This window comes from Arthrobacter glycogeni, assembly GCF_054511155.1.
Genome location: NZ_JBTNDE010000012.1, coordinates 79,605 through 92,793 on the forward strand (window position 1 = coordinate 79,605; position 13,189 = coordinate 92,793).

Consider the following 13,189-nt stretch of genomic DNA (forward strand, 5'->3'; position numbering starts at 1 on the left):
CGGCGTGTCAGCCTGTTGGTAGTTCTCCCCCTGTGGCAGGGAACAACCCAGTCGACACAAACGCCAATTATGCCATATCGACGAGCTCGGTCAGTCATCGCCTGGCGAGGCACCGTCGGACCGCCGCTTCAGCCCGCCGTCGACGACGACGTACCCCAAGTCCGCCAACGCTGCCAGGTCCGCGGTGCTCAGCGTTTCAGTCGACAGCCCTTCCAGCAGGTCCGGCCGGCGCTGGGCTGTGCGACGGAACTGCTCGTCACGCCTGAACTGGGCGATTCGTGCGTGGTTGCCGCTGAGCAGGACCTCGGGGATCCCCCGGCCACGCCAGTCGGACGGCTTCGTGTAGACCGGATACTCCAGCAGCCCGTCGGCATGGGACTCTTCGACGAGTGACTCCGGGTTGCCCACCACTCCGGGCAGCAACCTGCCGACGGCTTCGACCATCGCGAGCACGGCCACCTCTCCGCCGTTGAGGACGTAGTCGCCGAGGCTCACCGGCCGGACCTCGAACTGCTCGCTGGCCCAGTCGAGCACCCGCTCGTCGATCCCCTCGTACCTCCCGCAGGCGAAGGCCAGCTGCGGCTCCTCAGCAAGTTCATTGGCCATGCGCTGAGTGAACACCTCCCCCGCAGGAGAGGGAACAATCAGCACCGGGCGACACTCCGCCGGCGACTCGTCAATCACTGACTGCAGAGCCAACGCCCACGGTTCAGGCTTCATCACCATGCCCGCACCGCCGCCGTAGGGCGTGTCATCTACGGTGCGGTGGCGGTCGGTGGTGAACCTGCGCAGGTCATGGACCCGCAGATCGAGCAACCCGTCCTGACGCGCCTTGCCGATCAGCGACAGGTCAAGGGCGGCCAGATACTCGGGGAAAATACTGACGACGTCGATGCGCACTTAGCGTCCGCTGCCCTCGGTACCGGCCGGGGCGTCGTTTGCGGGGGCGTCGTCGTCGAGCTCGCTGACTTCCCCATCATCGGGACCCGCCTGGTTGGAGCCCGGCAGGTTCAGTTCGAACAGGCCCGCCGGTGGGGTAAGCAGCACGTAGCCGCCCGCCACATTGACCTCGGGAACAATTTCGTTGACGAAGGGCACCAGCGTCTCGTGTCCGGCGGAGGTTTCGACGATCAGCAGATCCTGCACCTCGAGGGTGCGAAGACCGCTGACCTTGCCAACGACGTCGTCCCCGACCCGCGCTTCAAGGCCGATTAGCTCGTGTTCGTACCAGGCGTCGTCGTCGTCGTCCTCAGCCTCATGGGTATCGATGAAAAGTTTGGCTCCGCGGAGGGTTTCGGCGGCATTGCGATCGGCGTACCCGTCGAAGCCGAGGATCAGGATGTCCTTGTTCCAGCGGGCGCCACTGACCGTCAGCGGGCCAAGGGTGGCCGGTTCAGCGCGGAAGATGGCACCCGCCTCGAACCTGTCCTCCGGCGCGTCGGTGAATAGCTGCACGGTGACCTCGCCGCGAATACCGTGGGGCTTGCCAATCCTGGCAACCTGTACTTCCATCTGACACTCCTGGGTTGGGTGGGCACAAATTTGGCCCCGCCACCATTATCCGGTGCGGGGCCAAACTTAGTAATCTAGTGTGCTGAAGCGCTGTTAGCCTCGGCGGCGGTCCGTATCGACGACGTCCACGCGCACCGGTTCGCCATCGGCGAGGGCTGACACAACGGTGCGCAAGGCGCGGGCTGTGCGGCCCTGGCGACCGATAACGCGGCCCAGATCGTCCTGATGAACCCGCACCTCGAGGGTTTCCCCACGGCGGTTGTTCTTCAGGGAAACCTTGACATCATCAGGACTGTCGACGATTCCCCGGACGAGATGTTCCAGCGCTTCTGCCAGCAATTTACTTGGCCTCGGCGGTTTCCGTCTCGGCGTCGACTGGTGCCTCGGCGTCGGACTTCTTGGCCTTGGGGGTGATGGCTTCAGGAACGATTACCGAACCCTTTTCTGGGGCGACGAAGGCTTCCTTGGGAGCCTTGGTCCGCAAGGTTCCCTCCTGGCCTTCGAGTCCCTTGAACTTCTGCCAGTCACCGGTGATCTTGAGCAACACGGCGACCTGCTCGGTTGGCTGTGCGCCAACGCCGAGCCAGTACTGCGCGCGGTCCGACTTGATCTCGATGAACGAGGGCTCCTCGGTGGGGTTGTACTTACCGATCTCCTCGAGGGCACGGCCATCACGCTTGGCGCGTGCATCCATGACGACGACACGGTAGAAAGGTGCGCGGATTTTACCCATGCGCTTCAGGCGAATCTTTACGGCCACTGTTGTGGTCACTCCTTGATGATCTAAAGGGGCGAGCCCTACTCAGTGCTCCCGTGGGGCGGGCCACCTCTGAGGGTTCAAAAGGACAAGATGCGCGCGCAGAGAGAGGGGCTGCCCGGATCGAGTACAGCTCTATTGTGCCAGATAGCTGACGCCAGCACGAATCACGCCACACTAATTTATGGCTACCCGGATTTTGTTGTTCCACGGATCATTGAAGCGTAGTTCGCTGCCGGTGTGGTGGTTTTCAATGCCGGCGACTTTCAGCCTGTCAGCCAGTGCACCCACGTGGTCCTGGGCTGGGACACGGATGAGCACTTCACCCAGCCCGAGTGTGTCTTTCCGTGGTCCGGCGCCGAGGCTGTTCCACACATTCATCGCCATGTGGTGATGGTATCCCCCAGCAGACACAAACAACGCCTGCCCATGCCAGCCGGCGGTGCGTTCGAAGCCGAGTGTGTCGACGTAGAAGTCTTCGGCGGTCGCCACATCTCCCACCTGCAGGTGAACATGCCCGACGACGGCGGCCGCCACTTTCTGGGCTGTCACCGCTTCCTGGGTCAGGTGGTCCCGCAGGTAGTCCTCGACCGGAAGTCGGAGGCTGTCCATGACGACTGACTTTCCACTGCCGTCGGTGTTCCACTGCCAGGTGTCGCGGGGCTTGTCGAAGTACAGCTCAATCCCGTTGCCTTCGGGGTCGGTGAAGTAAAAGGCCTCGCTGACCAGGTGGTCCGCGCTGCCCACGTAGAGTCTGGCATCGTACTGGGCGGTGGCGGCGACCGTAGCGGCCAGAGCCGACCGGTCATCGAAGAGGAGTGCGGTGTGGAAAAGTCCAGCCTCGCCCCGGGCCGGAAGCTGGAGGCCATTAGCCGGTGTGAGGTGAATCAGCGGCGTGTTTCCGCGGCCGAGGTTCACCCCCTCGCCAGTTTCCTCGATGACTTCGAGTCCAAGGGCTCGTTGGTAGTAGTCGGACATCGCTGGCAGGTCGCCCACCTTGAGGAGCACGGTGCCCATGGACAGCTCGTCGGGCAATAGATCCTGGGGATTCGTCATGAGGTTCTCCTTTTTACGTGACGCGCTACAAGGCACAACTACTTGAAACTTCAAGTTATTCCCGGACGTGGTGCGTTCCTGGTCCGGCGCCGATCTCCAGCGGCTGGCTGGTGGGCGAGATTGCCCAGGTTGTGGCGCGTGTTCGGCGTGTAGGCCGCCCGACACGCCGTCGATGGGCCGTTTTCGGGCGGAGAAGGTGAGCAGACCGGCACGGATGTGGCGCCTTCGGGCGGCTACAGCGCTATGCGCATGATCACGCGCTGGCCGATCTGGTCGAGGCCGATGGTTTTTTCATGGCGTCGGACCTCCAGCAGTGCCGGGGACGGGTGCCGGGCCATCTCAAATCCGCAGCTCTCATAGAGCGGGGCGTTGAACGGTACAGCGGAGAAAGTAGTGAGGGTCAGTGCGGTGTATCCCTGCGCGCGGGCCCAGTCCTTCGAAGCTTCGACCAGGGCCCGGCCGATCCCCCTGCCCGCGTGGCGCGGAAGGACAGCCAGTTGCTCAAGGTGCGCGCCGCCGTCGAGCTCCTCCAGACGGGCGAACCCGACACACGGGCGCCCGACAACCAGCAGCTTCAGCGAGAGTGCCAGCTCGGCCCGCGAGGCTCCGGCCGGTAGCGACACCGGCAGAGGTGCGCCGCCGATGAAGGTCAACAACGAATCAGCTGTCGCCTCGATGACCGGCAGAAAGGCGATATCCAGCGGTTCGGCGTCGCGGATGCTGATCATCCGATCAAGTGTAGGGCGAGACCAGGCCGGTCAGGGCGCCGAGCGGCCTGCGCTGCGGGGATCAACCTGGACAGGCGGGTCAGTCTGGACCTCGTGGACCGAAATACCGCTCACCGGGGTCCAGGCTGACGTCCCGTGTCCAGGATGCTCACCGTTGCCGGATTGTGGCACGGAAGGTCTTCATGAGTGAGCGGGATTTGCGTGCACAGCGATGAACTCCCGGATCAGGGTGTCCCCCTCGGTTGCGTCCTGCGGTCGATGGCCGCCCGGGGCAACCACGTGGTGGGCGCCGGTGACCGCGAGATAGTCGGCGATCTCCTCGTAGAGCGGTTCCCAGCCGCCGGTCACGATCAACGTCGGGACCCCGGGAACGATGTCCAGCGGCGCCTCCCACGGCGGCAACTGCATCTTCAACCGTCGGGCGGCGCGGCGGGCCTCGGATGTGGCAGGATGCCTTGCCTCGGTGGAGAACACGAGCCGGACAAACTCCTGCAGGAACGCTTCATCCGACAGAGAATCCCGGCGTTGATATAGCGGCTCGACCAGCGCCCGGTGCGCAGCGGTGGCAGGCAGGTCGGCGGTCAACGAAAGGCAGGCGGGCTCGATGAGTACCAACGACCGGACCAGATCGGGCCTGTCGACGGCGGCCATCATCGCCGAAATGGCGCCATGCGAATGGGCCACCAGATGCCCGCCGTCGCCGAGGGCATCGACAACAATCCGCTGGTCCTCGGCGAAGTCAGGGGGCAGCGGGTCAACCCCGGCCTCGAACCCATGACGGCGCAGGAAGAGGCAGTCGTACCTACCCGCCAGGGCGTGCTGGGTTGGCCAGGCGGCGGCGCCAAAGGCACCGCCGCCGTGGACAAACACGAGTCGTTCCTGGGTCATGGCGCCGCTCTTAGGTCTCCGGGATGGATCGAGTCACCACACATGACGGGACTCGCGCCCGAAATCGATCATTTCTGGTGACTCGATCCGAGGGTGTTGCGGGGGGCTACTTGCCGAGGAACTTGTCGAAGCCCTTCGGGAGGTTCAGCGACGACGGGTCGAAGTCGTTCTGCGCGCCGAAGGCCGCCCCGGACGGAACGGACGGTCGGTTGCGCCGCGCCTCGGCGTCGACCCGCTCCTGGGCCGCCTTGGCCGGGTTGCCCGACTTCGCCTTTTTCTTCCCCTTGGCTACAGCCTTGCCTTTGCGTGCTCCACCGTTGAACCCGCCGGGACCTGCCACGCCGGGCATCCCCGGGATTCCCCCGCCGGAGGCCATCTTCTTCATCATCTTCTGCGCCTGGCCGAAACGCTCCAGCAGGCCGTTGACCTCCGAAACATGCACACCCGAACCGCGCGCGATCCTGGCGCGGCGCGAACCGTTGATGATCTTCGGCGCCACCCGCTCATGCTTGGTCATGGACCGCACGATCGCCTCGACGCGATCGATCTCGCGCTCGTCGAAATTCTCCAGCTGTTCCCGCATCCCGGCGGCGCCCGGCATCATCATCAGCATTTTCTTCATGGAGCCCATGTTGCGGATCTGTTGCATCTGCGCCAGGAAGTCGTCGAGCGTGAAGTCCTCCTGGTCGGAGAACTTCTGCGCCATCCGCGCGGCTTCGTCCTTGTCCCACGACTTCTCCGCCTGCTCGATCAGCGTGAGAATGTCGCCCATGTCCAGGATGCGTGAAGCCATCCGGTCGGGGTGGAACAGCTCGAAGTCGTTCAGGCCCTCACCGGTAGAGGCGAACATGACCGGCTTGCCGGTGACCGACGCCACCGAGAGCGCCGCACCACCGCGGGCGTCGCCGTCGAGCTTGGTCAGGACCACACCCGTGAAATTGACGCCCTCGTTGAAGGCCTGCGCCGTGTTGACGGCGTCCTGCCCGATCATTGCGTCAATGACGAAGAGCACTTCGTCGGGGTTGACTGCATCGCGGATGTCGGACGCCTGCTGCATCAGCTCGGCGTCGATACCCAGGCGACCCGCGGTATCGACGATGACGACGTCGTACAGCTTGGTCCGTGCTTCGGCGACACCGGCGCGGGCGACGGCTACCGGGTCCCCAGTGGCGGTTTCGAATTCGGAGCTGACACCGGGATGCGGCGCGAAGACCGGCACGCCCGCGCGTTCGCCGTTGACCTGCAACTGCTTGACGGCGTTGGGTCGCTGCAGGTCACACGCCACCAGGAGCGGACTGTGGCCTTGGCCCTTTAGCCACTTCGCCAGCTTGCCGGCAAGGGTGGTCTTACCCGCACCCTGGAGGCCGGCCAACATGATGACGGTCGGGGGGTTCTTGGCAAGCCTGATGCGACGGGTCTCCCCGCCGAGGATGCCGACGAGCTCCTCGTTGACGATCTTCACGACCTGCTGGCCCGGATTCAGCGCCTGCGAGACCTCCAGCCCCAGCGCGCGTTCCTTGACCTTGGCGGTGAATTCGCGGACCACCGTGACCGCGACGTCGGCATCCAGCAGTGCGCGGCGAATCTCGCGAACAGTGGCGTCGACGTCGGCTTCGGAGAGCCGACCCTTCCCACGGAGGTTCTTGAAAGTTTCTGTCAACCGGTCAGAGAGTGAATTGAACACGCGCCGTGAACTGCTTTCTTCGATGGATGGTGGATCTGCTATCAAGGGTACCAACTGGGGCAGCTGGCGGGTTGCGGGACATCGCGGTAGCGAGGTGGCAGGGTGGTGGTGTGGAAACGCATACAAACTCAGTCCAGGACCAGACGCCGTTCTCCCCCGATCAGGAGGTCGCGACGCTGCTCATCCTCGGCGCGTCAGGCGATCTGACCGGCAGGCTGTTGCTGCCCGGCCTGGCCCGGCTGGTGCGGCACGGCCGAGCCGGTGGGCTCCATCTGGTGGGTGCCGGCTCCGACGACTGGAGCGCGGAGCGGTGGGCGACGCGGCTCTCGGATTCCTTCGCTGCCGCCTCCGAGGATGCCGACGACGACGGCCGGATGGCGCTGGGCGGGATCAGAGCCACCAGCGTGTACCGGCGGATTGACGTCACAGCGCCCGGTGAACTGGCCCGGCTGATCGCAACCCTGCGGGGGCCCGTCGCCGTGTACTTCGCGCTGCCACCGGCGATCAGCGAGCAGGCGTGCGAGCTGCTCTCCCCCACTGATCTTCCCGCTGGCACCCGGCTCGTGATGGAGAAGCCGTTCGGCACCGATCAGGCGGCGGCGTTCCGGCTCAATGAAACGCTGACCCGGCTGGTTCCCGAGGATCACATCCACCGGGTGGATCACTTCCTGGGCAAAGCCACGGTGCTGAACATTCTCGGCCTCAGGTTCGCGAACCGCCTGCTGGAACCGGTCTGGAATAACCTGCACATCGATCGGGTGGAGGTTGTCTACGACGAGGATCTGGCGTTGGAGGATCGTGCCCGCTACTACGACGGCGCTGGCGCCCTCCGCGACATGATCCAGAGTCATCTGCTGCACGCCATGGCCATCCTGGCGATGGAATCCCCGGTGAGCCTGCACGAACGCGACCTCAGGGACGGCATCGGCGCCGTGTTGCGTGCCAGTGAGGTTGACCCCGATTTCACCCGGAGCACCCGGCGCGCCCGGTATGTGGCCGGGACCATTGCTGGGCGGGACATTCCGGATTACGCGGCCGAGGCCGGAGTCGACCCCTCCCGCGGGACAGAAACACTCGCCGAGATCACCGTGTCCATCAATAATGCGCGGTGGGCTGGCGTGCCGTTCATCCTTCGGTCCGGGAAGGCGCTCGGCGTCAAACGCAAGGAGGCGCTCATCACGTTCAAACCGGTGAGTCATCTACCCGCCGGGTTCACCGGTCAGGACACGCCCACCCGGCTGCGGATTAGTTTCGGACCCGAGACGCTGCAGCTCGAAGTTGATGTCAACGGACCCGGGGACATCTTCTCCCTGGACCGGGCGGTCCTTGAGGCCAGACTCAACGCGTCGGAACTGCTGCCCTACGGCGAAGTCCTCGAAGGGGTGCTGACCGGCGACCCCACCCTGTCCGTTCGGGGCGACACCGCCGAGGACTGCTGGCGGATCGTGGATCCGGTACTTGACGCGTGGGCTGCCGATGAGGTGCCGCTGGATGAGTATCCGGCCGGGTCGTCGGGTCCCGCAGCCTGGGAGAGGTAGTTGGAACGGCAGCGCCCCTGCTGACCGCCGCCAAGCGCCGTCGTCGTCGTCATTAACCGCCGAAGCCACCCCTCGCTTCGGGAAACCCGCCGGTAGGCGGTGATCCCGGAGGTGAAAGGTGGCTTTTGTCCGGTGTCGTGGGACGGACTAGAGTGCGGCGTCGCCGCGTTCCCCGGTGCGAACGCGGACGGCGTCCTCCACCGGGATCACCCAGACCTTCCCATCACCGGCCCGACCGGTGTTGGCGGTCGAGACCAGGACATCAACAATGTCGGTGACCCAGGCATCGGCGACGAGCACCTCGACGCGAATCTTCTGGAGCAGGTCGACTGTGTATTCAGCGCCGCGGTACACCTCGGTGTGGCCGCGCTGCCTTCCGTAGCCGCTTGCCCCGCTGACCGTGAGACCCTGCACGCCGTAGGTTTCCAGGGCTCCGCGGACGCCGTCGAGCTTATCCGGGCGGACGATTGCCGTGACCAGCTTCATGAGTTCACCTTTTCCGAGACCTGCTCCGTGGCTGCGACATTGTGTGTGGGATGGAACTGTCCACCGACACCGAGCCCACCGAATTCGTAGGCTGTCTCGGCGTGCTCCGAGAGGTCGACGCCGGATACCTCGTCGTCAGCGGTGATGCGGAATCCGATGGTCTTGTGGATGCCGAGGCCGATGATTGCCGTCATGACCGCGGAGAGGGTCACGGCTACGAGGACCGAGATGACCTGGGCCAGCAACTGGCTGCCACCACCACCGTAGAAGAGCCCCCCACCTTCGCCGTCTACCGGCATGGCGATGAAGCCGAGTGCGAGGGTGCCGATGGTCCCGGCCACCAGGTGAACGGCGACGACGTCGAGGGAGTCGTCGAAGCCGAGCTTATATTTCAGGCCGACGGCAAGAGCGCACATCGCGCCAGCTACCAGGCCGAGGCCGATGGCACCGATGGGGCTGACGTTGGCGCAGGCGGGGGTGATGGCGACGAGACCGGCGACGATCCCCGAGGCTGCGCCCAGGGACGTTGGTCGCCCATCACGGAACCGTTCGAGCACCAGCCAGCCGACCATTGCTGCTGCCGGAGCGGCCATGGTGTTGACCCAGATGAGGCCGGCTTCCTCGGCGGAACCCGCGGCGCCACCGTTGAAGCCGAACCAGCCGAACCACAGCAGGGCTGCGCCGAGCATGACCAGTGGCACGTTGTGGGGGCGCTGCGCGGGATCCTTGCCGAAGCCCTGCCGCTTGCCGAGGATGAGCGCCAGGACCAGTGCCGCAACGCCGGCGCTGATGTGGACAACAGTTCCGCCGGCGAAGTCGATGGCTTCACCCACCGCACCGCCGACGGCACCGTCGGCGCTGAGTAGGCCGCCACCCCAGACCATGAAGGCAAGCGGGCAGTAGACGGCGGTGACCCAGATGGGGACGAACAGCGACCAGGCGCCGAATTTGGCCCGGTCGGCGATGGCGCCGCTAATGAGGGCAACAGTGATGATGGCGAAGGTAACTCCGTAGCCGGCCCCGATCATGTCCTCGGTGCCGATCAGGCCTTCGAGACCGAAGGAGGCGAAGGGATTACCGAAAAGCTGGGCGACGCCGTCGCCCCCTGTCATCGAGTAGCCCCACAGGACCCAGACGATGCCGACCAATCCGACGGCGATGAAACTCATCATCATCATGTTGAGTGCGGCCTTGGCGCGCGTCATGCCGCCGTAAAAAAATGCCAGCCCGGGTGTCATCAAAAGCACCATGGCGGCCGAAATCATTACCCAGACGTGACCTGCTGTCAGATCCATCGTCACATCCTCTCGCGAGTGGCGGGTAGATCCCGCACTAGCAAGTCTGCCCGCGCCGTGTTTCCGTGCCGTGAACCAATTGATTGCCGGGACGTTACAGAACTCGCGCCCCGGTAAAGACTGCATGACAGCTATGTTTCGGGCAGATGAACTGGCCCCACACTGCTGCGGGCCACCGGCTGGGGGTGACCACTGGGGGTAGAAAACGAAGGAGGCTGCGGGCTGGTTAGACTGGCTGGGAGCTGACAACGATGGAGACTAATGTCCGATTACCCCAATAGCCCCACGCCTGATCCTTTACCGGAGGAGACCGGGCAAGGATCTGCCCGGCGTGCCCGTCCGAGCCCCAAAGTGATGGTTGCTGCCGGGTTGGCCACCATTGGTGTCCTGGTCGGCGCGGGAGTTGGAATCTCCGCCCTGGTCCAGGAGGACGAGCCAGGGGCGACGACGTCGTCAGCCTCGCCGTCGTCGTCCTCGATGCCGAGCTCTGCTGCCGTCGAAACCTCGCCAGCTCCCCCACCGGAGCCGCTGCCTGAATCAACCGAGCCCCTTCCGCCGGCACCTACCGTGTTCTATGAGCAGGCCGGCCCCCCGGCAGGGTCGCCGCTTGAAGCCGTCGAACCAATGACCATCACGGTGTCTGACGAACCGACCGGCACCGAGCTGCCGTCCAACCTCATCGGACTGTCGCTTGAAGCGACCGATCTCGCAGATCCTCGGATGTCCGGCGACAATCCGGAGATAGTGGCCAGTCTGACCGGGCTGGGGCGGCCGATGCTTCGCTTCGGCGGCAACGCGGTGGACCGCCGGTTTTTCTGGACCTCCTCCAACGAGGCAATCCCCGGAAACCTTGAGGGCGATAAGGCGCGGCCCGTACGCGCAGTCGGCCCAGCAGACCTGGAGCGGGTCAACACCTTGCTGGAAGCCGCTGACGCCACGATCAGCCTGACAGTGGATATGGGTAACTACGATCCCGAGCGTGCGGCTGACATGACCATGCACGCGTCCAACATCTTCGGTGACCGACTGGTCGGAATCACCATCGGTAACGAACCCAATGGGTATCCCACTAACGGTCTACGGCCCTCCGACTGGGGCATCCCGGACTACCTGAACGAGCTGCAAGCCTACGCGGACGCAATGTACGAGGTTGCGCCAGAGGTGAAGATTGTGGGTCCGGGCACGTATGCGGAGGCCTGGTGGGAGCCGTTCACCCAGGCCGACCTGCAGCAGGAAAAGATCCTTTCGTTCCACCACTACCCGCTGTCGCAGTGCGACGGATCAAATGATCCCCTGGGCGAGCCCATCATGGAGAACCTGATGGCCGCGCCGATCCACGACCGCGCCGAGGACTACCGCCGCGCCGCCCTCGCCCCGGCCAGTGCAGCCGGACTGGAAACCTGGATTCCCGAAACCGGGATCTCGGCCTGCCCCGGATCAAACGAGACCACCAAGACCCACGCGTCAGCGCTGTGGAGCGTCGACTACGCACTGAGCGCCGCCCAGATCGGCATCCCCCGGCTGAGCTTCCACAGCTCACTGCTGACCTGCGAGGGCGGTCCTCCGATGTCATCCATTTGCTCGGGAGGGGCCTACCTTCAGCCTGATGCAACCTTCAACGAACGGGCCAACTACTACGGCCTGTCAATGGTTGCCGAACTCCCACCCGGAGCGTTCCTGAAGAACACCGCCGAGGGTGGTGGGCTGGCCTACAGCTACGTGGTCCAGCACGAGGATGGCAGCATCAGTGTGGTCCTGGTCAACGAGAACGACCCCGAGGTTGCTGCGCAGGCTGACGTCACAGTGCAACTACCCGCAGGTGCGCGCACCAGCTCCATGACCCAGCTCGCTGGTCCTTCCTACACCGCAGAGGACTCAACAGTGATCGACGGCGAGTTCGCCGCACCCATCCCGGCCGCCGATCGCCCGGCCATCCCCGGGTTCGTCCCGGGAGCGGAATCGGTGCAGCTGCCGGTGACGGCGGGCACCGTGTCGGTGTTCACGTTCACCTTCTAGCCCCACACGAAAGCGGCGCCCACGGAATCGTGGAGCGCCGCTTTCCTTGACCCGCTAGTTGAGCAGCGCGTCCACGAAGGTTTCGGCCTCGAACAGGGCCAGGTCGTCCGCGCCTTCACCGAGCCCCACGAGCTTCACCGGGACCCCGAGGCTGCGCTGGATCGCGACGACGATGCCGCCCTTGGCGGTGCCGTCGAGCTTGGTGAGGACGATGCCCGTCACGTTCACAACCTCGGCGAACACCCGTGCCTGGTTGAGGCCGTTCTGCCCGGTGGTGGCATCGAGCACCAGCAGCACCTCATCGACGGTGGCGAGCTTCTCGATCACCCGCTTCACCTTACCGAGTTCGTCCATCAGGCCCACCTTGTTCTGGAGCCGGCCGGCGGTGTCAATCATGACCACATCCACTTCGCCGTCGATGCCTGCCTTCACTGCCTCGAACGCGACCGACGCCGGGTCGGCGCCGTCGACGTCGGACCGGACCGTCGGCACGCCGACCCGCTGCCCCCAGGTCGCGAGCTGCTCCGCAGCCGCGGCTCGGAAGGTGTCGGCGGCGCCCAGCAGGACATCCTTGTCATCGGCAACGAGGACACGCGCCAGCTTCCCAACGGTCGTGGTCTTGCCTACGCCGTTCACGCCGACCACCAGCACCACCGCGGGGCGGTCGGCGTGCCGGTCGGTCGCGAGGGAACGGTCCATCGTGGGATCGACCAGCTTGACCAGTTCCTGGCGCAACATGTCCTTGACCTCGGCGGGGCTGCGGCTGCCGGCAACCTTCACCCGGGCCCGGAGCGCGTCCACCAGTTCCATTGTCGGTTCGGTGCCCAGGTCGGCGAGCAGCAGGGTCTCTTCGATTTCGTCCCAGACGTCTTCGTCGATGTTGTCGCGGGACAGCAGGGCGAGCAGACCCTTGCCCAGCGCATTATTCGACCGGATCAGCCGGGCCCGCAGGCGGGCCAGGCGGCCCTGCACCTCGTCGGGCGTCTCCACGGGCACGGTTTCGGTGCCGATGGTGGTCTCGTCGAGATCGCGCAGGTCATCGGGAACAGTTACATCCGGGGCAGCGACGTCGGGTGCGTGGACCATGCCCGAGGGCCGCTCCAGCGTATCGGTGGAGTAGGCGGACCTTCCACCGGTGACGGGATCGTCGTCGTCACGGGTGGTGGTGTAGGTACCCGGAGGTGTTCTGCGTCCCTTCAGCAGGAGCATGGCGAGTGAGCCGATCACCG

13 protein-coding genes are annotated in these 13,189 nt (G+C 65.1%); 2 read left to right on the forward strand and 11 right to left on the reverse strand.

Annotated features, from left to right (window positions below; genetic code table 11):
• Nucleotides 1-90: 90 nt before the first annotated feature.
• The 8 genes from trmD to ffh all read right to left on the reverse strand — a co-directional run bounded on the left by trmD (nucleotide 91) and on the right by ffh (nucleotide 6,625).
• Nucleotides 91-900 (reverse strand): tRNA (guanosine(37)-N1)-methyltransferase TrmD, encoded by an 810-nt coding sequence (trmD, locus tag ACX80O_RS09980; protein WP_459333346.1) that lies wholly within the window; start codon nucleotides 898-900, stop codon nucleotides 91-93.
• Nucleotides 901-1,512, reverse strand: a complete 612-nt coding sequence (gene rimM, locus ACX80O_RS09985; RefSeq protein WP_459333347.1) for a ribosome maturation factor RimM — start codon at nucleotides 1,510-1,512, stop codon at nucleotides 901-903.
• 93 nt (nucleotides 1,513-1,605) lie between these two features.
• Nucleotides 1,606-1,851, reverse strand: coding sequence for an RNA-binding protein (locus ACX80O_RS09990; protein ID WP_019482920.1), 246 nt, complete (start codon nucleotides 1,849-1,851; stop codon nucleotides 1,606-1,608).
• Between the two features lies 1 nt (nucleotide 1,852).
• Nucleotides 1,853-2,272: a 30S ribosomal protein S16 gene (gene rpsP / locus ACX80O_RS09995; protein WP_459307269.1), complete on the reverse strand. Its 420-nt coding sequence runs from the start codon at nucleotides 2,270-2,272 to the stop codon at nucleotides 1,853-1,855.
• Nucleotides 2,273-2,446: 174 nt separating this feature from the next.
• The gene (locus tag ACX80O_RS10000) at nucleotides 2,447-3,325 is read right to left on the reverse strand and encodes a VOC family protein (RefSeq protein WP_459333348.1); all 879 of its coding nucleotides are present in this window, start codon (nucleotides 3,323-3,325) and stop codon (nucleotides 2,447-2,449) included.
• 233 nt (nucleotides 3,326-3,558) lie between these two features.
• Nucleotides 3,559-4,053 carry a GNAT family N-acetyltransferase gene (locus ACX80O_RS10005; RefSeq protein WP_459333349.1) on the reverse strand — a complete coding sequence of 165 codons (495 nt, stop codon included), beginning with the start codon at nucleotides 4,051-4,053 and terminating at the stop codon, nucleotides 3,559-3,561.
• A 180-nt stretch (nucleotides 4,054-4,233) separates the two neighbouring features.
• Entirely contained in the window at nucleotides 4,234-4,941 is a 708-nt protein-coding gene (locus tag ACX80O_RS10010) for an alpha/beta fold hydrolase (protein ID WP_459307078.1), read from the reverse strand.
• Nucleotides 4,942-5,047: 106 nt separating this feature from the next.
• Nucleotides 5,048-6,625 carry a signal recognition particle protein gene (ffh, locus tag ACX80O_RS10015; RefSeq protein WP_459307076.1) on the reverse strand — a complete coding sequence of 526 codons (1,578 nt, stop codon included), beginning with the start codon at nucleotides 6,623-6,625 and terminating at the stop codon, nucleotides 5,048-5,050.
• A gap of 26 nt (nucleotides 6,626-6,651) precedes the next feature.
• On the opposite strand from ffh, the gene ACX80O_RS10020 reads away from it, so the two are divergent.
• Nucleotides 6,652-8,163, forward strand: coding sequence for a glucose-6-phosphate dehydrogenase (locus tag ACX80O_RS10020; RefSeq protein ID WP_459333350.1), 1,512 nt, complete (start codon nucleotides 6,652-6,654; stop codon nucleotides 8,161-8,163).
• A gap of 147 nt (nucleotides 8,164-8,310) precedes the next feature.
• Here the strand turns inward: ACX80O_RS10020 and ACX80O_RS10025 are convergent, their stop codons facing one another.
• Nucleotides 8,311-8,649 carry a P-II family nitrogen regulator gene (locus ACX80O_RS10025; RefSeq protein WP_019482927.1) on the reverse strand — a complete coding sequence of 113 codons (339 nt, stop codon included), beginning with the start codon at nucleotides 8,647-8,649 and terminating at the stop codon, nucleotides 8,311-8,313.
• Nucleotides 8,646-9,944 carry an ammonium transporter gene (locus tag ACX80O_RS10030; RefSeq protein WP_459307074.1) on the reverse strand — a complete coding sequence of 433 codons (1,299 nt, stop codon included), beginning with the start codon at nucleotides 9,942-9,944 and terminating at the stop codon, nucleotides 8,646-8,648. Before ACX80O_RS10030 ends, ACX80O_RS10025 begins: the two co-directional genes overlap by 4 nt.
• Before the next feature lie 261 nt (nucleotides 9,945-10,205).
• On the opposite strand from ACX80O_RS10030, the gene ACX80O_RS10035 reads away from it, so the two are divergent.
• Nucleotides 10,206-11,960: a hypothetical protein gene (locus ACX80O_RS10035; protein ID WP_459333351.1), complete on the forward strand. Its 1,755-nt coding sequence runs from the start codon at nucleotides 10,206-10,208 to the stop codon at nucleotides 11,958-11,960.
• Nucleotides 11,961-12,014: 54 nt separating this feature from the next.
• Here ACX80O_RS10035 and ftsY read toward each other — a convergent pair whose 3' ends face one another.
• Complete coding sequence (ftsY, locus tag ACX80O_RS10040; RefSeq protein WP_459333367.1) at nucleotides 12,015-13,169, reverse strand: signal recognition particle-docking protein FtsY; 1,155 nt, start codon at nucleotides 13,167-13,169, stop codon at nucleotides 12,015-12,017.
• Nucleotides 13,170-13,189: the final 20 nt, after the last annotated feature.